Below are 19,115 nucleotides of genomic sequence, written 5' to 3' on the forward strand. Positions count from 1 at the left end.
CAAGGGCAGTGCCAACAGCGCGCCGGGATTCCGCCGCGCGCGCCAGCAATGGCGAAGCCGCGGACAGGCCGCGGCTCCGGGCGAATACGCAAGGCGGGGCGGGCTACACCGCGTTGAAACTGGCCGCCAGCGTGCCGACCACCAGCACCCAGCCATCCACCAGCACGAACAGCAGGATCTTGAACGGCGCGGAGATCAGCATCGGCGAGAGCATCATCATGCCCATCGACATCAGCACGCTGGACACCACCAGGTCGATGATCACGAACGGAATGAAGATCAGGAAGCCGATCTCGAACGCGGTCTTCAACTCGCTGGTGACGAAGGAGGCCACCAGCACCGGGAACGGGATGGCGTCCGGGCCGGCATAGGAACCGTGGCCGGCCAGGCCGGCGAAGGTCATCAGGTCGGTCTCGCGCACCTGCGCCAGCATGAAGGCGCGCAGCGGCTGGGTGGTCAGCGTCCACGCGGTCTGGAAGTCGATCTGCCCGTCCAGGTAGGGCGCCATGCCGGTGGACCAGGCCTTGTCCCAGACCGGCATCATGATCATCGCGGTCAGGAACAGGGACAGGCCGAGCAGCACCTGGTTGGAGGGCGTCTGCCCGGTACCCATCGCCTGGCGCAGCAGGCCCAGCACGATGATGATGCGGGTGAAGGCGGTCAGCACCAGCAACATCGACGGCAGCAGGGTGATCGCCGTCATCAGCAGCAGGGTCTGCAGCGGCAGGCTGACCGGGGCGCCGCCGATCCTGCCTACGTTCACGTCGGGCAGGGCCGGCAACGACGGCGCGGCGGGGGCCGCCCAGGCGAACAGCGGCAGGGCCAGCAGGGCGAACAGGATCGCCAGCTGCCAGCAGAAGCGGGAATGGAAGCGTTGCAGCGGCATGCTCAGGCGTCCTTGCGCAGCTTCTGTTGCAGCAGCTGCGCGAAATTCGGAAGGTGTTTGAGGTTCGGAAGCGTGGCCGGCGGTGCGGCCGGCAGCGGTTCGGGCAACTCGTGCAGGGTGGCGATGCCGCCGGCGGTGACGCCCAGCAGCAGTTGCCGGCCGTTGACCTCGACCACCACCACGCGCTCCTTGGCGCCGACATTGAGGCTGGCCACGAGCTTCAGCCCCTCGGCCTGGCGGAAGCCGCTGCCGGGCAGCCGCTTGAGCAGCCAGCCCAGGCCGACGATCAGCGCCAGCACCATCAGCAGCGCCAGCACCGCGCCGAACATGCCCGGCGCCGCGGCGGCGTGCTGGCCGACCGGCGCGGACGGTACGTGACCCGGGACGCTGCCGGCGACGGCGGCGGCGGCCACGGCCACGGCCGCGGACAGCGCCAGGCTCAACGCAGTCTCCGGATGCGCTCGCTGGGGCTGACCACGTCGGTCAGGCGCACGCCGAAGCGGTCGTTGATGACCACCACTTCGCCATGCGCGATCAGGGTGCCGTTGACGAACACGTCCAGCGACTCGCCGGCGCCGCGTTCCAGTTCCACCACCGAGCCCTGGTTGAGCTGCAGCAGGTTGCGGATCGGCACGCGCGCGCGGCCGACTTCCAGCGACAAGGTCACCGGCACGTCCAGGATCACGTCCAGGTTGAGGTCCGCGCCGCCATCGCCGTCGGCCTGCAGGTTGACGAACTGCGCCGGCGCGGCGGCCGACGCGGTGGCGGTTTCGTTGGAGTCGTTCTCAGTCATTGGGGTTTTCCTGGGACGCGGCCGGGCGGGGGCCCCGGCCCGGCGGATGGGTAGCGGTGATCTTGATGGCGTTGCGGTCGTGGGCGATGCCGAATTCGCCGGTGAACACCGGGATGCCTTCGACGCACAGCGGCACTTCCTTCAGCATGTCGATGGGCAGGATGTCGCCGACCTTCAGGCGACTGAGCTCGCGCAGGCTCATGCGCCGGCGCGCGATCACGCTGGACAGCTCGACCTCGGCGGTGTCCAGCTGCTCGCGCAGCATGACGGCCCAGCTCTCGTCGCGGTCGTTGCGGTCGCTCTGGATGCCGGCGTCGAGCAGTTCGCGGATCGGCTCGAGCATCGAATAGGGCAGGGTGATGTGGATGTCGCCGCCGCCGCTCTCCAGTTCGACATGGAAACGGCACACCACCACGTATTCGCGCGGGCTGACGATATTGGCGAAGTGCGGGTTGATCTCGGAGTTGATGTAGTCGAAATCGACGTTCATCACCGGGCTCCAGGCCTCGCGCAGGTCGGTGAAGGCCTGTTTGAGCATCAGCTGGATCACGCGCATCTCGGTGGCGGTGAACTCGCGGCCCTCGATGCGGGTGTGGTAGCGGCCGTCGCCGCCGAAGAAGTTGTCCACCACCGCGAACACCAGGGTGGGCTCGAACACAATCAGGCCGGTGCCGCGCAGCGGCTTGAAGCGCACCAAGTTGAGGTTGGTCGGCACGTACAGCGAATGCAGGTAGTCGCCGAACTTGATCAGCTCGATGCCGCGCACCGAGATCTCGGCCGAACGCCGGATCAGGTTGAACAGACCGATGCGCCACAGGCGCACGAAGCGCTCGTTGACCATCTCCAGCGTGGGCATGCGCCCGCGGATGATCCGGTCCTGGCTGGCGAAGTCGTAGGGACGCGCCTCGCCAGGCGGCAGCTCGGGTTCGACGGTGTCCACCGCTCCGGAATCGACGCCATGCAGCAGGGCGTCGATTTCATCCTGGGACAGCAGGTCGTTGATGCTCATCGGCGTCGCCTTACTGGGTGACGAAGCTGGTGAACAGCAGGTCGTCGGCGGCCTTCTTGCCGGTCTCGGCGGTCATCAGCTTCTGCACTTCGGCCAGCGCCGACGCCTGCAGGCGCTCCTTGCCGGCGCGATCGGCGATCTGCTCAGGCTCGACCTGGGAGAACAGCATCAGCAGCTTGGCGCGGATCGCCGGTGCATGGGTCTGCAGGGCCGGCAGCGCTTCCGGGTCGCGGGTCATCAGCTGCACTTCGACCTGCAGGTAGCGCGGACCATCCACGCTGCCGTTGAGATTGACAACGAAGGCCGGATCGAGCGCGAAGTACTGGGCAGGAGCCGGCGTCGCCGCCTTGGCGACCTTGGCCTTGGCCGGCGCCGCGTCGGCCTGGCCCTGGGTGAAATACCAGACCGCGCCACCGACGCCAGCGGCGGCGACGACCGCGACCAGGACGGTCGCCATCAGCGAACGGCGCGGCTTGCCGGCGGTTTCCTTGTCCTTGTCCTTGGATGTGTCTGGCTTGCGGGATTTGTCGGCGGCGGCTGCCACGTTGTGCTCCTCAGGGTTGCTGTCCCCGGATATGCAATACGCGTGCCGCGGCGCGGTCAATGCCCACGACGGGAAGTTGACGGGCTGCGTGGCGGAAACGCAGCGGGCGGAAACCGGAAACCGGCGAAAACCGGAGGGTGGAAGCCGGGCGCTGCCAGGCCTGTGCGCGGGCTGGCACCTGCCCCGATGTCGCGGCCGTGTGATCCCGGCCCATGCGGCGGCAGGGGCCGGGCTTTGGCGGCAGCCGGTTCAACCGGCGGACTCGCCGCCTGCGCGAGGTCCAGGGGCAAGCACGGCCTGCTCCCACGAAAGTCCGGGAGCGCCGACTTCAGCTTTCGCTGGCGGCTGCTCCCCGCGTTCCAGCTTTCAAGCGTAGGCGTCGAGCAGACCGCGCAGCTGCAGGGTGCGCACGTCGGTGGCCGGCATCGACGCGTCGTCGTCGGCATCCACGCCCGCGTTGGCGGCGGCGGTGCCGCTGGAAGAGCCAGAGTCGGATTGGCGGTGGCCGACATCGGCCTGCGCCAGCTGCAGCCCCTGTTCCCCGAGCATTTCGCGCAGCCTGGGCAGGCCGTTCTCCAGCGCCTGGCGGACCTCGGCATGCGAACTGGAGAAAGTGGCGTGGATGCGGTCGCCGTCCAGCTGCAGCTTCACTTCCACCGGCCCCAGGTCGTTCGGGGTTACGCGGATATGCGCATGGCCGATCTTCTGGTCGGCCAGCCAGCCGACGCGCGCGCCGATGGCCTCGTCCAGATCCGCGGCCTGCATGTCCACCGGCGCGGCCAGCGCCGGCGGGAAGGGCGCTGCCGGCCGGGCATCGGCCACGGCCGCCAGGTTCTGCAGCAGCGGGCCGAACAGCGCCGCGCCTGCCGACGGGTCCGTTGCCGGCAGGGAATTCTCGACGCCGGATCGTGGCAGGGCCACGGTTTCCAGAGTCGCCAGCTGCGCCATCGCATCGGCGGCGAGCTCGGGGGCGGCAGCGGCCGGCGCAGCCGCCGATGCCTGCGGGATTGCCGCCGCGATGGGCAGGGGAGTACCCGGCAGGGAAACCGCTGGCGCCGGCGGATCGCCGCTGGCGTCGGCAACCGGCGGCGCCGGTCCAACCGCCGCAGGCTCCGGCGCGGCGACGGGCAGCAGCCCGGAGAGCCCGGGCGGCGGCCAGGGCAAATCGCCCGGATCGGCCTCGTCCTGCCGGCTGTCGGCGGCGGCCGGCGGCGCTGGTTTCGCGGCGCCGCTGGCAGTGGATTCACCGGCGGTATCCGGGGCGTCCGCGGGCCTGGGCGAGGCGGCGGTGGAATCGTCGCGGCGCTGGCCCTGCGGTTCCGGCGATGGTTTCGCGCCGCTCTTGGCACGCGGTGCCGGCTGCGGCGAGGCCTGCAGCAGCGTGTCGAAACCGCCGGACTGCTTGCCGGCGCCGTTGCCGCCGGGAGCCGGGCCGCCAGTGCCCGCCGTCTGGCTGGCGGGCGCGCCGGCGCCGAGGGAGAGCGGCGTCATGGGGCGCCGTCCTCGCCCGACAGCTGGGCCTGGCGGGCGCGCCGGGCGCCGAGGTCGTCCATCTCGCGCTGGTCGCGGCGGTCTTCGACTTTCTGTTCCTGCGCGCGGTAGCTGGCGGCCAGCTGTTCCAGCACCTGCTTGTCGCGGCTGGCCAGCAGCAGCCGCGCGCGTTCGGCATCGACCCGCTCGCGGTTGCGGTCCACGGTCTGGCTCTGCTGCTCTACGGCGCTGTCCAGGCGGTCGAGGAAGGCGCGCCGGTTCATCAGCTGCGACGGGCTGGTGGCGGCCATCTGCGCGCCGGCGTATTCGTCGGCGTAGCGGCGCAGCTCCTCCAGGCGCGAGAGGTGCATGTCCAGCGCCTGCTGGCGTTCGGCCAGGGCGCGGGCGACCTCGTCTTCGTGATCCTGCGCACGGCGCAGCAGGGGGTCCAGGCGACGGGATTGCTTCATGGGACGTTCTCGCTTTCGACCAGGCGTTTCAACGCGGCAAGGCTGTGGGGTAGGTCGGCGGCCAGGCTGACGTCCTGGCCGAGGAATTCGAGGATTTCCGGCCAGCGCTCCAGCGCTTCGTCGGTGGCCGGGTCGTTGCCGCGCTGGTAGGCGCCGATGGCGATCAGGTCGCGGTTTGCAGAATACGCCGCCACCAGCCGCTTGAGCTTGCGGATACGCAGGCGCCAGGCGTCGTCGGCGATGTCCTGGACCACGCGGCTGACCGAGGATTCCACGTCGATGGCCGGGTACAGGCCCGAATCGGCGACCCGCCGCGAGAGCAGGATGTGGCCGTCGAGGATGGCCCGGGCCGCGTCGGCGATCGGGTCCTGCGGATCGTCGCCTTCGGTGAGCACGGTATAGAAGGCGGTGATCGAACCGCGTCCCTTGGCGCCGTTGCCGGCGCGCTCGACCAGCGCCGGCAGCTTGGCGAACACGCTGGGCGGGTAGCCGCGGGTGGTCGGCGGTTCGCCGACGGACAGGCCGATCTCGCGCTGCGCCTGGGCGAAGCGGGTCAGCGAATCCATCAGCAGCAATACGTTCAGGCCCTGGTCGCGGAACCACTCGGCGATGGCGGTGGCGCGGTAGGCACCGTGCAGGCGCGCCAGCGGCGGGCGGTCGGCCGGGGCGGCGACGACCACGGCGCGGCGCAGGCCTTCCTCGCCCAGGGTGGTCTCGACGAAGTCGCGCACTTCGCGGCCGCGTTCGCCGATCAGGCCCACGACAATGACGTCGGCCGAAGTGAAGCGGGTCATCATGCCGAGCAGCGTCGATTTGCCGACGCCGGAGCCGGCGAACAGGCCCACGCGCTGGCCGCGGCCGATCGGCAGCAGCGCGTTGATCGCGCGCACACCCACGTCCAGCGGCTGGGTGATGGGTTCGCGGGCCAGCGGGTTGATCGACACGCCGGCCATGCCGGCACTGCCTTCGGCGCGGATCGGCCCCTTGCCGTCCAGCGGCACGCCGTCGCTGTCGATGACGCGGCCGAGCAGGCCTTCGCCGACCTCGACGCCGCCGCGCCGGTACGAAGGCACCACGCGCGCGTTCGGCAACAGGCCATGCAGTTCGGCGCTGGGCATCAGGTAGGTGCGTTCGCCGGCAAAACCGACCACTTCGGCATCGACCCAGCCGCCGTCGACCTCGACCTTGCAGGTAGCGCCCATCGGCGCTTCGCAGCCGACCGCTTCCAGGGTCAGCCCGACCGCACGGCGCAGCACGCCCTCGCGGATCAGGCCGCGGCCGTGGCCCGGTTCGATGTCGATGGCATCCAGCCGTGCGGCCAGGCGCAGGTTGCGCGCGGCCGCCCAACCGGCGCGGGCCGGGGGCGGGCTGTCGGGCAGCGGGGTATCGGCGACCGCAGGATTCATTGCGTGGCTCCGGCCTTGCGCATCACCGTGGACAGGGCCGCGCGCAGGCGCGCGTCGAGCGTGCCATCGATGCGCACGCTCTCGGCATGCACGCGCAGGTCGCCGCGGCTCAGGCCCGGGTCCGGGCTCAGGCGCTGGCCGGGGGCCAGCTTCAGCAGCGGCGCCAGCGCGGCGATGTCGTCCGGATGCAGGCGCACTTCCACGTCGCGGCTGCTGCCGCCGACGGCGTCCAGCGCCTCGACGACCAGTTCCTGCAGCAACGCCGGCTCGGCTTCATAGGCACGGCCGAGCAGTTGCCCGGCCACGCGCACCGCCAGTTCGCCCAGCGCGGCCACCACTTCGCCTTCCAGGCGCAGCAGCGGGCGGCTGAAGTTGTCCACGATGCCCTCGATCTGCGCGACCAGCCGGCGCACTTCGGCCTGGCCCTGGGCCAGGCCCTCGGCATGCCCTTCGGCCTGTCCCTGTTCCAGCCCTTCCCTGTAGGCGGCGTCCTGGATGGCCTGGATTTCCTCCAGGGTCGGCGGCTGCGGCATGGGCTCGGCGGGCATTCCCGCGGCACCGGCCGGGCTGGCCTCCGGCGCCTCGCGCGACGAGCCCGGCAGGGCGCCGAGATCAGGGGCCGTCCAGCGCACGACCGGGCTCACAGCATGGTCTCCGCGTTGCCGCCGATGGTGACCGTGCCTTCATCGGCCATGCGCTTGACGATGGCCAGGATCTCGCGCTGCGCGGTCTCCACGTCGGACAGCTTGACCGGGCCGCGCGCTTCCATGTCCTCCAGCAGGATCTCGGCGGCGCGCTGGGACATGTTGCGGGTGATCTTGTCGCGCACCTTGATGTCCGCGCCGCGCAGGGCCAGGCCCAGGCGTTCGCCGCTGACCTCGCGCAGTACCAGCTGCATCTCGCGGTCGTCCAGGTCCACCAGGTCGTCGAACACGAACATCAGGTCCTGGATGCGGCTGCCCAGCGGCGCATCGACCTGCGCGATCGAACTGAGAATGGCCTGGTCCTGGCCGCCGTCCATGAAGTTGAGGATGTTGGCCGCGCACTGCACGCCGCCGATGTTGGACGACTTCAGGTTCTGGTTGCCGGCGAACTGGCGCTCCATGATCTCGTTGAGTTCGTTCAGCGCGTTGGGCGGAATGCCGTCGAGTGTGGCGATGCGCAGCAGCACGTCCACCCGGGTGCGCTCGGGCAGCAGCTTCAGCGCGTCGGCGGCCTGGTCGTTCTCCAGGTGCGACATGACGATGGCGATGATCTGCGGATGCTCGTTGCGCACCAGGTCGGCAACCGCGCGCGGATCCATCCACTTCAGCGTATCCAGGCCGGTGGTGTTGCGGCCCAGCAGGATGCGGTCGATCAGGTTGTTGGCCTTCTCGTTGCCAAGGGCCTGCACCAGCATGTTGCGGATGTAGTCGTCCGAGCCGACGCTGAGCGAGGTCTTGTTGCCCAGCTCGTTGCCGAACTCGTCCATGACCAGCTGCACCTGTTCGCGGCTGACGTCGGTCAGGGTGGCCATGGCGATGCCGATCTTCTGCACCTCCTTGGGCTCCATGTGGCGCAGCACCTCGGCAGCGTCGGATTCGCCCAGCGACAGCAGCAGCACGGCGGCGCGCTGCACGCCGGTCATCGCGGCAATGGACTCAGTCATTGGCCACCCATCCCTTCACCACCTGGGCCACGCGCTTGGAATCGGCCCTGACCGCTTCGCGCGCCATGCGCAGGCGTTCCTCGTAGGCGTCAAGCGGCAGCGCCAGCGGCGCGGCGCCGCCCAGCTTGAGGTGATCGTTCGGCAGGCCCGGCAGGCCTTCGTCCTCGACCAGGTGCACATCGGCCCTGAGCGGGTCCTGGCCCGGGCCGGGCAGGGACTTGGGCGGGCCGGCGATCTGGCGCAGCGCCGGGCGCAGCACGCCGAACAGCAGGGCCAGCACCACGATGGCGCCGAGCACCAGGCGCAGGCCGTCGCGCACCTGCGGGTTCTCCCACCACTTGGGCTGTTCCACCGGCAGCGTCTCGCGCACGAAGGGCGCATTCATCACCGACACCGTGTCGCCGCGTGCGGTATCGAAACCCACCGCCTGCTTCACCAGCGCTTCGACACGGGTCAGTTCGGCGGCGCTGAGCGCCTGGTCGCTGGTCTTGCCGTTGCTGCCGGTGCGCGGCACGTGGTCGACCAGCACCGCCACCGACACCCGCTTGACGCGTCCGGCCGGCTGCCGGGTGTGTTGCAGTGTGCGGTCCAGCTCGTAGTTGCGGGTGGCGTTCTTGCTGCTTTCGGTCGGCGTGGCGGCGGTGACCGGTGCGGCCTGCGGGCCGGGCGGGGTGTTGCTGGCCGCCCCCGGGACGCCCTGCGGGCCCTGGGTGCTGGTGGTGTTCTCGCTGATCTGCTCGCTGCGCACCTTCTGCGGCTCGCCGTTGTACAGCTCGCGCGCTTCCTCGGTGATGGAGAAATCCATGTCCACGCTGACTTCCGGATTGACCCGGCCCGGGCCGGTCATCGGCTCGAGCAGCTCGCGGATGCGCTGGTTGTAGGAAGTCTCCAGACGGCGCACCTGGTCGAACTGCGCCGCGTTCATCGCCGCTTCGCTGTTCGGGTCGGAGATGGTCAGCATGCGTCCGCTCTGGTCGACCACCGTGACCCGCTCCGGCGCCAGGTCCGGAATGCTGGAAGCGACCATGTGCACGATCGCATCGACCTGGTTGCGCTCCAGCTGCTGGCCCGAACGCAGTTCCAGCACCACCGAGGCGCTGGCGACATCGCGCTGGCGGGTGAAGGCGCTGGGCTTGGGAATGGCCAGGTGCACGCGCGCGTCGCGCACCGGGCGCAGGGTGCTGATGGTGCGCACCAGTTCGGTTTCCAGCGCGTGCTGGTAGCGGGCGTTCTCCATGAACTGGCTGACGCCGAAGCCAGGGTCGCGCTCCATCAGCTCGAAGCCGAGCCGGCCGTTGTCGGCCAGGCCGGAGCCGGCCAGCTTGAGGCGGGCGTCGTGGATGTTCTTCTCCGGCACGCTGATCGCGCCGGTGGCCGCGTCCAGCTCGAAGGGAATCTGCGCGGCGCGCAGCAGGTCGGTGGCCTCGGCGGTCGCCTTCTGGTCCAGGCCGGTGTAGAGCGGCGCCATCGGCGTCTTCTGCGCCCAGAAGAACACGAACAGGCCGGCCGCCACCGCGATGGCGATCATCGCCATCAGGCCCAGCCGCCGGGTGATCTGCAGGCTCTGCAGCCGGTCGAACCAGACGCCGGCCTTTTCCGAATTGAGTGAATCCTTGGACAGCGCGAGTGCCATGGCGACCGGTTCCTTACAGCGGCATGTTCATCACGTCCTGGTAAGCCTGGACGAGACGGTTGCGGACTTCCACGGTGGCGCGGAACGCCAGCTGGGACTGCTGGGAGGCGATCATGACCTTGGCCAGGTCGGCGCCGGAATCGCCGCGCTCGAAGGCGGCGGCCAGGGCGCCGGAAACCTGCTGGCTGCGGTTGACGTCGGCCAGGGCGCCCTGCAGCGTGTCGGTGAAGCTGGGGGCCGGCGCGCTGGCGGGCCGGATTCCGGCCAGTCCCTCGATGGCGTTGCTGCGCGCGACGTCGGCGGCCGGCAACGGCTGGCTCACCTGGGTCTGGTAGCTGCGGATCTGGGAAAGGATGGAATTGACGGAGTGGGACATCGACACGTTTCCAGACAGGGGTTGCTGCCCGTTCATCTGCAAGCTCCGTGCCGGAAGCGGCTGACGGATTTCCGCCGCTTTCATGCGCCTGCGGGGGCGGTTGCGCCCGCGATTGCCATCGCGCCAATTACCCGCCGGCGTCCGCGGGCTCGTCTCGAATCCTTCCGGTCCGGCCCGCGCGACGGCACCGGCAGGGCCCGCGTCCGCCGGAGCGGGATCGGGCCCTGTCAGGCTCAGTTGCTGCCGGCGTCGCTCGGTTCCCGCTCGATCCCGTACTTGCGCAGCTTCTCCACCAAGGTGGTGCGGCGCAGGCCGAGCAGCTGCGCGGCGTGGGCGACCACGCCCTGGGTGCGCTCCAGCGCCTCGTTGATCAGTTTCAGTTCGATGCCGGCCATGTGGTCGCGCAGGTCCAGGCCGTCATCGGGCAGATGCGCCGGCACGGACGTCGCGGTGGCGGCGGCTGGCAGCCGCGGGGCTGACGGCGCGACGGCGGACAGGCTGGCCAGCGGCCGCTCATCGTCCAGCGCAACGGCCGGCGCCGGCACCGCCTCGCTGCGGTAGCGCGCGGGCAGGTCCTGGACCCGCACCAGCCCGCCCGGATGCAGCACCGCCAGACGCTCGACCAGGTTGGTCAGCTCGCGCACGTTGCCCGGCCAGCGGTAGGCGGCCAGCGCCTGCAGCGCTTCGGCGGCGAAGCGGACTTCGCCGCGGCCGGTGCGCGCCAGCTGCGCGGCGATGGTTTCCACCAGCGCCGGAATGTCGGCGATGCGTTCGCGCAGCGCCGGCACCTCGATGGGAAATACGTTCAGGCGATAGAACAGGTCCTCGCGGAACCCGCCTTCGGCGATGCGCGTTTCCAGGTTGCGGTGGGTCGCGGCGATCACCCGCACGTTGCAGCGGATGGTCTGGTTGCCGCCGACGCGCTCGAAGCTGCGCTCCTGCAGCACGCGCAGCAGCTTGACCTGCATCGGCAGGCTCATGTCGCCGATCTCGTCCAGCAGCAGGGTGCCGCCTTCGGCCATCTCGAAACGGCCCTTGCGTGCGCTCAGCGCACCGGTGAAGGCGCCTTTCTCGTGGCCGAACAGTTCGCTTTCCAACAGGTCCGGCGGGATCGCGCCGCAGTTGATGGCCACGAACGGGCCGTCGCGGCGCGGCGAGCGCTGGTGGATGGCGCGCGAGACCACTTCCTTGCCGGTACCCGATTCGCCCAGCACCAGCACGGTGGTGTCGAAACCGGCCACCTGTTCGATCAGCTGGCGCAGCTCGGTCACCGCCGGGCTGGCGCCGGTGGGGCCGTCGTCCTCATTGCCACCGGCATGATGCTCGGCATCCAGCCGCTTGAGGCTGGCGCGGCGCAGCAGCGCTTCCATCTGCGCGTGGCGCATGGGTTGTTCGAGCGGCCAGACGTTGGCTTCGTGCAGGCCATGGTGGCGCGCGAAGGCCAGCGGGTCGCCCTCGGCCAGCAGCACCGGCGGCGGCATGCCGGTGCCGGCCAGCCAGTGGAAGAACGGCTCGGCGCGCGCCGGATCCTCGATGGTGCCCACCACCAGCGCCATCCAGTCGTTGACCCGGTGGCGGGCGATGTCGATGTCGCCCACGTCGGTGACCCAGCGCGGGTTCAGATCCATGAACTCCAGCAGCGCCACCGTGCGCTCGGCACGGACGCCCTCGCTGTCGATCACGAGGATGCGCGATTCACTCATGGCCCTCTTCCTGCCGGACGCTATCCAGGATCGGCATGACTTCCTGGATATAGGACAGCTTGCTGACGAAATTATCCGCGCCGGCACGCTGGGCGTGCTCGCGGTGCTCGGCATCGTCGAAATGGCTGGCGATCACGATGTAGGGGGGCTCGTCCTGGGTCTTGATCAGGCGCGTGGCCTGCAGGCCGCCCATCTCCGGCATCGCCAGGTCCATCAGCACCACCCGCGGGCGCAGCGCCTCGGAGCGCTCGATGGCCTCCAGGCCGTTGGCCGCGCTGCCGACGATCTCCAGCCAGTCGACCTTGCGGAAATGGCGCATGGCCGCGTTGATGAAGCCTTCGTGGTCGTCGACCAGCAGAACGGTGAGCTTGCTCATGGAATTCCTCGGATCAGCCTGCGCGGGCCAGCAACGGACGCGCATTGTGCCGCTTCCGCTCGCGTGCGGGGGCGATGTCCAGCTGTTCGCGGTACTTGGCCACCGTACGGCGGGCGATGTTGACGCCCTGACGCGACAGCAGCACGGCGATGGCCTCGTCGGCCAGCGGCCGCGCCGCCGGCTCGGATTCGATCAGGCGCCGCACCATGGCCTTGACCGCCTGTCCGGAAATGCTGGCCCCGTCCAGGCGCACGGCGAAGAAATGCTTCAGTTCGAACGTGCCGCGCGGGGTCTGCATGTATTTGCCGGAGGTGATGCGCGAGACGGTGGACTCGTGCATGCCGATGGCGTCGGCCACTTCCTTCAGGGTCAGCGGCGCCATGGCCTCCTCGCCCTCGGCCAGGAACGCGGCCTGGCGCTCGACGATGACCCGCGCGGTGCGCAGCAGGGTGTCGTAGCGCATGGACAGGCCGCGGGTGAACCAGCGCGCTTCCTGCAGCATCTCGCGCATGGGCTGGGCGGCGCTGCCCTCGGTGGCGGCCAGGGCGCGTTCGTAGGTGGGGTTGAGGGTCACCCGCGGCGCCGTGGCCGGGTTCAGCGCCACCCGCCACTGGCCGTCCGCGCGCCAGGCCACCACTTCCGGGATGACCGCCGATTCTTCCTGCGGCTGCAGGGTGTCGGCGGGGCGGGGCTGCAGCGACAGAATGAGGCGGATCGCCTCCAGCACGTCGGCCTGCTCGGCATCCAGCTGCCGGGCGATCGCCGCATAGTCATGGCTGGCGAGCAACTGCAGGTCCTCACCCAGCAGCCTTGCCGCCAGGTGCCGGGCGGGCACGGCGCCGGGCAGGGCGGCCAGCTGCACCTGCAGGCATTCGCGCAGGTCGCGGGCGGCCATGCCGGCCGGCTCGCCCTGCAGCAGGCGCTGGCGGATGCTTTCCACGTGCGCGCCGTCGCGGTCGAAGCGGGCACTGGCGAGCAGGGTCAGCTGCGGCAGCGGCGCCTGCAGGTAGCCGGCGTCGTCGCAGTGCTCCAGCCAGAAGGCGGCGATGGACAGGTCGCCCTCGTCCAGGTCCAGAGCCAACGCCTGCAGGATGCGCAGGTGCGGGTCGCTGGATTCGCCCATGGCCAGCCGCGCGGTGCGGTCTTCCTCGGCGTCGTTCCAGCTGGCGCCAGCCACGTCCCACATCGAGCTCTCCGGGAGCTCGTCGAACGCCGCCGTCTCCGCCTGCGCATCGCCGCCGGAAGCGTCCGCCGCGGGAGTGGCTTCTTCCTCGAGTTCGAGCAGCGGGTTGTTCTCCAGCGCCTGGCGGATCTCCTGCTCCAGCTGCATGCCGTTGAGCTGCAGCAGGCGGATGGATTGCAGCAGGGCGGGCGTGAGGTGGAGCTGCTGGCCGAGCTGGGTGGCGAGCGTGGTCTTCATTTCGTCTGATCCCCGGGGGCGCCATGTGAAGCGACCGTTATGGAACGCATCTTGCGTAGGGGGTGTCAGGGAATGAATAGGAAAAAACCCTCATGCACATGGGTTTATCCCTACGCCATGTAGGGATTTTCCTTACTTTGCGCCATTAATCCGTCGCCACAGTCGGGGCGGGGATTTGCCCATCAATGACTTACGGAATTCTGACGCCGCACGCGACGGATTTCCGAATCTGTGACACGGTTCCTGAGAGCGAAGGGCCGCCCTGCGCGCTCAGGCAAGCTCCTGCTGGTGGCGTACCGCAAGCAGAAGCAGGTCGTTGGCGCGGCGGCAGCCCAGGGCTTCCATCATGCGCGCGCGGTGGGTTTCCACCGTCTTGACGCTGATCCCCAGTTCCGCGGCGATTTCCTTGGTGGTCTGGCCATTGCCGAGCTGGCGCAGGATCTGCCGCTGGCGCGGCGACAGCGCGGCGATGCCGGTGGGGCGTTCGCGCCCGAGCATGGGCGCGAGCATGCGCGCGGAGATCTGCGGGCTGAGGAACACCTGCCCGGAGTGGGCCGCACGCAGGGCGATTTCCAGCTCCTGCGGCGCGGCGTCCTTGACCACGAAGCCCACCGCCCCGCGGTCCAGTGCGTCGCGCACATGCGCGGTGTCGTCGTGCATGGACATCATCACCACGCGCGCCTGCGGCACCTTGCGACGGATGTCGGACAAAGCCTCCAGGCCGCTGCGGCCGGGCAGGGAAAGGTCCATCAGCACCACGTCCGGATGCTGCTGCACGGCCAGTTCCAGCGCCTGTTCCGCGTTGCTGGCCTCGCCGGTCACCAGCACGCCGCCGAACGTCTGCAGCAGGCGGCACAGTCCGGCACGGACCAGCGTATGGTCATCGACAATCAGGACACGCACGGTAACGGGCATCGCTTGGGAATGGCCGCACCTTAGCCGAGCGCGCGCGTGCGCGCCAAGCGGCGAAGGTCATGGACGGGCGGGTTCAACGCGGACGCCGGCTGTCGGCGATCTGGCGCCGGTGCAGGCGGAACAGATGCCGTTCCAGCGCGGTTTCCAGCGCATCGCCGGTACTCTGCAGGCGCAGCCAGAGATAGAGGCTGCCGTTGCCGGACGTCGCTTCGCCCAGTACCTGCACCGGCAGTTCGATGTGGTCGGGCAGCCAGTCGGCCGGCTGCAGGCGCACGATGCCGGCGCTGCCCTGGACCGCACCGGTACGCTGGCCCAGTTCCAGCCGCAGCCCACGGCGCGACCAGCGCACCGGACGCAGCGGCAATGCCTGTGTGGACTGGCGCAGCAGGCGGCCCAGCAGCACCAGGGCCAGGTCCATGCGCGCTTCCAGCCGCTGCAACTGCTGGCTGCCTTCGCCACCGCGCTCGTCGGCATCGTCGGTACCGCGCGAATCCTCCACCAGCGCCACGCTGCGCAACAGCATTTCCGCCGCGCCGGCGCGGATGACCGCGCTGCCGGGCTCGAATGCCGCCGGCAAGGCGACATCGCAGCTCAGCGTATCGTCGAACAGCTCGGTTTCCGCCGGGTGGTGGACGACGCTGGCGCCGGGCTCGTTCATGCCAGCGATTCTGCCTGCTGGTAGGCGTGGGCGGCGCGGACCGACTGGCGGCCGGCACGCAGGCGGGCCGAGGCGATGTCGCGCCGGACCAGCATGTCGGCCATCAGCGACTGCTGCAGGACAAGCAGGTTGCGCAGGCCAGTGGCTGCGGCCTGCACGCCGCAGGCCTCGACGAACTCGCGCAGGCGGCGGTCGTGACCGCTGGCGATGCGCTCGGCTTCGGCGTGGTCTTCCTGCTCCACCGCGACACGCAGCGCCTCGAGGTCGTCATGCAGTGCCTGCAGGGTATGGTCGGTATCCATCATGCTTTTCAGGTTCCTGCGATGGCGGGACGTTGGCGCTGGTCGGACGGGATCGCGTTCCACGCCGATTCGATCTCGCCCATCACCGCGAGGGAATCATGCAGTGCGCGCGTGTCATTGTTGAGGTTAGCTTCGGTCAGGCGCTGGATGACGAAGTCGTACAGCGCCGAAAGATTGCCGGCGATCTCGCCGCCGGCCTCGTGGTCGAGCGAACCGTTGAGATGGCCGATGATGGCGCAGGCCTCGCCGATCGCCTTGCCCTTCATGGCATGGTCGCCCTGGGCGAGAAACGCCTCGGCGCGCCGGATACGCTCACTGGCGCCCTCGAACAACAAGGCCACCAGTTTGTGCGGATCGGCATCCGCAACCCGGGAGGAAACGCCGACCTTGCGGTACTGATCGGCGTAATTGCGGCTGGGACCATACATCGGGGGAATCTCCTGATGTCCAGCGGGCGGGGGAAGGCCGCTGGACGATTGAGTGATGATCTGTTTATCGGCAGGCAGGGCGCTTGACTTGAGCCGATCGTCAACGCGACGAACTGCTCAGCGCCGAAAGCTGCTGGGCCAGGTAATTGCTGGTGCTCTGCATCTGCGCCACCAGCGAATCCATGGCGGTGAACTGCGCGGTATAGCGGGCGGACACCTTTTCCATGCGCAGATCCAGGTCGTCCAGGTCCTTTTCCAGCTTCTTGATCTGCTTGTTGAGGGCGTCGGTGCGCTGGGTAAGGGTGCCCGTGCTGTCCAGGTTGCTCTTGAGCAGGGTGGAAAGGCTGCTGGAAAGCGCGCCGTCCTTGCCCAGCAGGTTGGCCGCGGCATTGGGGCTTTCCGCCATGGTCTTGTCGAACGTCCCGGCGTCGAATGCCAGGGTGCCGTCCTTGTTGATCACCAGCCCCAGCCCCTTGAGGTCGATGACGTTGGCGCTGAGCTGGCTGCGCAGCTGCTGCTGCAGGCCGCGCACCAGCGCATCGCCGGTCAGCACCGAGGCCGCGTCCTTCTCCGCGTCGTACGCGCTGGAGTTCCGGAGCAGGCTGACCGAGGCGTTGTAGGCGCTGACGAAGGCCTGCATATCGATCTTCAGCGGCGAGTTGTCGCGGCTGATCGTCAAGGTCTTGGTGCTGCCTTCCTCGGCCTTGTCCAGGTTCAGGGTGACGCCCGGGATCAGGTCGCTGATGCTGTTGGTGCTGGACTCGCGTTCGAACCCGTCAACCCGTACCCGCGCATTGGTGGCGGGCACGGTCTGGCTGAGGCCGCCCTGGCTGCCATCCCAGGTCAAGGCCGCGAGCGTGCCCCCGCCGCCGCTGGCGGTGATTGTCAGTGCACCGGCGCTGCCGGCGCCGACCGCGTTCAGCACCAGGTGCTGGCCGTCATCTGCGGTGATGATGGTGGCGCTGACGCCCTTGCCGTCGGCCGCCAGGTTGATCGCCTTGGCGATGTCGGCCAGCGTGTCGCCTTCGCCGGTGGCGACGTCGATGGAACCCTCGCCCCACTCGATGCTCAACGTGCCAGGCCCGTCGGTCACCGCGCCGGCGGGAAATGCGCCGGAGGTGAGTTTCTGGTTGCGCGCCAAGCTCAGCACCTCCACGTCGTAGCTGCCCGGCGTGGCCACGCTCTTGCCGGTGGCCGGATCGGTGACGATGGTGGCGGAAAAACCGCTTTTCTCCGGCACGCTGGTCCTGAACGCCGGTGCCTCGGCGCTCTTGCCCAGCGCCTCCAGGGTCGTCTGCAGGCTGCTCAGCGAACTCTTGATGCTGCCCAGCGCCGAAAGTTTGGCGGTGGCCGCCGTGCCCTGGCTGTTGATGCGGGTGGCTGCGGGCTTGCGTTCGGCTGCCACCAACTGCGAAACGACGGCGGCGATGTCCAGGCCGGAACCGACGGCGGAGAGGGAAGAGGTAGCCATGCGAAATCCTTCAGCGGCAAGGAGATGCCAGCAGCGGCACCTCGGTTATCGGCACATGCCATCGGGACTTTAGTCCCTGGCGGGGGAATGCCCCCGTGCAAAGGCAATTTCCGTGCCGCGGGCGGGGAAAGGGTGCCGTGCATGCATGCAGGCAGGCTTGAGCCGGGCCCACCCAGGCACGCAGAAGGCCTCCATGACGACAGGTGCAACCGCCGCGGATGGGCCTTGCCTGCGAATGCCTCTGCCCGGCGGCCGGGCAACTCCCATGCGCAGGGCCACTCCCGCGCACACGGCCACCCCTCGGCGCGCGCCTGCCGGCGGAACGAAAAAACCCGCCACCGTTGCCGGTGGCGGGCTGGGTCACGGCGATGGCGCCAGCGGTATCAGCGCAGCAGGCTGAGCACGTTCTGGCTGGTCTGGTTGGCCTGGGCCAGCATCGCGGTACCGGCCTGCTGCAGGATCTGCGTGCGGGTCAGTTCGGCGGTTTCCGAAGCGTAATCCGTGTCGCGGATACGGCTGCGGGCGGCCGAGAGGTTTTCCGACGAGCTGTTCAGGTTGGCCACGGTCGAGGTGAAGCGGTTCTGGATGGCACCCAGGTCGGCGCGGGCGGAGTTGACCGTCTGCAGTGCCGCATCCATCGCCGCCAGCGCGTTGTCGGCACCCAGCGTGGTGGAGATGTCCAGGCTGGCAAAACCGGTGTCGGCGGCGCCAGCCACCCAGTTGCTGGTCGCGCCGGCGGTCAGGCCGGTAGCTTTCAGCAGGTCGGCATCGGCGGTGGCGCCGGTGCCGCTGGCGGCGACGGTGAAGTTGCCCAGCGACGAGGACAGGGCCAGGTTGCCGTTCTGATCCAGCGAGGCGCTGACGCCGGTGTTGTAGCTCTGGTTGTTGATGGCCTTGACCAGGTCGCTGGCGCGCTGGGCGGCATTGCTGGCCTTGCCGAAGTTGATGGTGGCCGAACCCTTGTCGCCGGTCAGCACCAGGCTGCCCGAACCAAAGTTCTGCACCGGCACGTCGGTGACCGTGTCCATGCCGGCCTTGTTGGCAGCGGTACCGCCGATGTTGACGGCCGCGCCGGTGGAATCCACCAGCTGCAGGCGACCATTGACGTTGGAGGCGGTGAGGTTGCCCAGCGCGGTGGCATTGGCCGGAAGCGCCTTGGCGGCATTGAACGCGGTGACCAGCGCATCGACACCGGCCGAGGCGGTAGCGCCGCCCGCGCTGGCAATGCCGACACCGTTGATGGTGAATTCGGCAGCGGTCGTAGTGCCGAAGGTGGTGGTGCCCGCAGCGCCCGGAATGAGATCCGCGCCCACGGCCGCCGTGGCCGTCGGCAGGGCCGAGACGCCGCTGGTGCCGGCGACGAGGTTGCCCATGGTAATGGCCGGGGATGCGAGGCCAGTGGTGCTGTTGGTGATGACGATGTTGCCGCTGTTATTCGCGGCGGTCGCACCGGCAGTGGCGGCGGTGAGCTGGGTATTGATCGCGGTCGCCACCGCGTCGGCATCAGCATAGTTGCCGTCGAGGGTGATTGTCGTTGGCGTTCCAGTGCCGACGGTTACGTCAAACTTGACCTCCTTGCCGGTCGTGAAATCACCAACAAAGCTCGC

At 69.3% G+C, this 19,115-nt stretch carries 20 protein-coding genes and 2 pseudogenes; all 22 read right to left on the minus strand.

What is annotated here, in order from left to right; all coding sequences use genetic code 11:
- Positions 1-103 precede the first annotated feature (103 nt).
- Entirely contained in the window at positions 104-886 is a 783-nt protein-coding gene (fliP, locus tag ABB22_RS16400; RefSeq protein ID WP_055768987.1) for a flagellar type III secretion system pore protein FliP, read from the minus strand.
- A 2-nt stretch (positions 887-888) separates the two neighbouring features.
- The gene (fliO, locus tag ABB22_RS16405; RefSeq protein WP_200911368.1) at positions 889-1,329 is read right to left on the minus strand and encodes a flagellar biosynthetic protein FliO; all 441 of its coding nucleotides are present in this window, start codon (positions 1,327-1,329) and stop codon (positions 889-891) included.
- Entirely contained in the window at positions 1,326-1,679 is a 354-nt protein-coding gene (gene fliN, locus ABB22_RS16410) for a flagellar motor switch protein FliN (protein WP_055768990.1), read from the minus strand. Before fliN ends, fliO begins: the two co-directional genes overlap by 4 nt.
- Entirely contained in the window at positions 1,672-2,688 is a 1,017-nt protein-coding gene (fliM, locus tag ABB22_RS16415) for a flagellar motor switch protein FliM (RefSeq protein WP_055768994.1), read from the minus strand. The genes fliN and fliM overlap by 8 nt, the downstream gene beginning before the upstream one ends.
- A 10-nt stretch (positions 2,689-2,698) precedes the next feature.
- Positions 2,699-3,232 carry a flagellar basal body-associated FliL family protein gene (locus tag ABB22_RS16420; RefSeq protein WP_055768997.1) on the minus strand — a complete coding sequence of 178 codons (534 nt, stop codon included), beginning with the start codon at positions 3,230-3,232 and terminating at the stop codon, positions 2,699-2,701.
- 366 nt (positions 3,233-3,598) lie between these two features.
- Positions 3,599-4,723 (minus strand): flagellar hook-length control protein FliK, encoded by a 1,125-nt coding sequence (locus tag ABB22_RS16425; RefSeq protein ID WP_055769002.1) that lies wholly within the window; start codon positions 4,721-4,723, stop codon positions 3,599-3,601.
- Positions 4,720-5,172, minus strand: coding sequence for a flagellar export protein FliJ (gene fliJ / locus ABB22_RS16430; RefSeq protein ID WP_055769005.1), 453 nt, complete (start codon positions 5,170-5,172; stop codon positions 4,720-4,722). The genes ABB22_RS16425 and fliJ overlap by 4 nt, the downstream gene beginning before the upstream one ends.
- The gene (locus ABB22_RS16435) at positions 5,169-6,578 is read right to left on the minus strand and encodes a FliI/YscN family ATPase (RefSeq protein ID WP_055769008.1); all 1,410 of its coding nucleotides are present in this window, start codon (positions 6,576-6,578) and stop codon (positions 5,169-5,171) included. The genes fliJ and ABB22_RS16435 overlap by 4 nt, the downstream gene beginning before the upstream one ends.
- Positions 6,575-7,222 carry a FliH/SctL family protein gene (locus ABB22_RS16440; RefSeq protein WP_055769011.1) on the minus strand — a complete coding sequence of 216 codons (648 nt, stop codon included), beginning with the start codon at positions 7,220-7,222 and terminating at the stop codon, positions 6,575-6,577. The genes ABB22_RS16435 and ABB22_RS16440 overlap by 4 nt, the downstream gene beginning before the upstream one ends.
- Entirely contained in the window at positions 7,219-8,205 is a 987-nt protein-coding gene (fliG, locus tag ABB22_RS16445; protein ID WP_055769013.1) for a flagellar motor switch protein FliG, read from the minus strand. The genes ABB22_RS16440 and fliG overlap by 4 nt, the downstream gene beginning before the upstream one ends.
- 13 nt (positions 8,206-8,218) lie before the next feature.
- Positions 8,219-9,859 (minus strand): flagellar basal-body MS-ring/collar protein FliF, encoded by a 1,641-nt coding sequence (gene fliF, locus ABB22_RS16450; protein ID WP_055769016.1) that lies wholly within the window; start codon positions 9,857-9,859, stop codon positions 8,219-8,221.
- Between the two features lie 13 nt (positions 9,860-9,872).
- Positions 9,873-10,235 (minus strand): flagellar hook-basal body complex protein FliE, encoded by a 363-nt coding sequence (fliE, locus tag ABB22_RS16455; RefSeq protein ID WP_055769019.1) that lies wholly within the window; start codon positions 10,233-10,235, stop codon positions 9,873-9,875.
- A gap of 233 nt (positions 10,236-10,468) precedes the next feature.
- Positions 10,469-11,938 carry a sigma-54 dependent transcriptional regulator gene (locus ABB22_RS16460; protein ID WP_055769022.1) on the minus strand — a complete coding sequence of 490 codons (1,470 nt, stop codon included), beginning with the start codon at positions 11,936-11,938 and terminating at the stop codon, positions 10,469-10,471.
- Positions 11,931-12,314, minus strand: a complete 384-nt coding sequence (locus tag ABB22_RS16465) for a response regulator (RefSeq protein WP_055769024.1) — start codon at positions 12,312-12,314, stop codon at positions 11,931-11,933. The genes ABB22_RS16460 and ABB22_RS16465 overlap by 8 nt, the downstream gene beginning before the upstream one ends.
- Positions 12,315-12,327: 13 nt before the next feature.
- On the minus strand, positions 12,328-13,734 hold the full coding sequence (gene rpoN, locus ABB22_RS16470) for an RNA polymerase factor sigma-54 (RefSeq protein ID WP_055769027.1): 1,407 nt from the start codon (positions 13,732-13,734) through the stop codon (positions 12,328-12,330).
- Between the two features lie 270 nt (positions 13,735-14,004).
- Positions 14,005-14,637, minus strand: coding sequence for a response regulator (locus ABB22_RS16475; protein WP_055770273.1), 633 nt, complete (start codon positions 14,635-14,637; stop codon positions 14,005-14,007).
- 85 nt (positions 14,638-14,722) lie between these two features.
- Positions 14,723-15,307, minus strand: coding sequence for a PilZ domain-containing protein (locus ABB22_RS16480; protein WP_055769030.1), 585 nt, complete (start codon positions 15,305-15,307; stop codon positions 14,723-14,725).
- The gene (locus ABB22_RS16485) at positions 15,304-15,612 is read right to left on the minus strand and encodes a hypothetical protein (RefSeq protein ID WP_055769033.1); all 309 of its coding nucleotides are present in this window, start codon (positions 15,610-15,612) and stop codon (positions 15,304-15,306) included. Before ABB22_RS16485 ends, ABB22_RS16480 begins: the two co-directional genes overlap by 4 nt.
- Positions 15,613-15,617: 5 nt before the next feature.
- Entirely contained in the window at positions 15,618-16,037 is a 420-nt protein-coding gene (fliS, locus tag ABB22_RS16490; protein ID WP_055769037.1) for a flagellar export chaperone FliS, read from the minus strand.
- A gap of 100 nt (positions 16,038-16,137) precedes the next feature.
- Positions 16,138-17,508 (minus strand): flagellar filament capping protein FliD, encoded by a 1,371-nt coding sequence (gene fliD / locus ABB22_RS16495; RefSeq protein ID WP_055769041.1) that lies wholly within the window; start codon positions 17,506-17,508, stop codon positions 16,138-16,140.
- Between the two features lie 383 nt (positions 17,509-17,891).
- Positions 17,892-18,191 (minus strand): annotated as a pseudogene (locus ABB22_RS19050) (flagellin); the annotation flags it as partial.
- A gap of 144 nt (positions 18,192-18,335) precedes the next feature.
- Positions 18,336-18,881 (minus strand): annotated as a pseudogene (locus tag ABB22_RS19055) (flagellin hook IN motif-containing protein); the annotation flags it as partial.
- Positions 18,882-19,115: the final 234 nt, after the last annotated feature.

Source organism: Stenotrophomonas nitritireducens, assembly GCF_001431425.1.
Classification (GTDB): Bacteria; Pseudomonadota; Gammaproteobacteria; order Xanthomonadales; family Xanthomonadaceae; genus Stenotrophomonas; species Stenotrophomonas nitritireducens.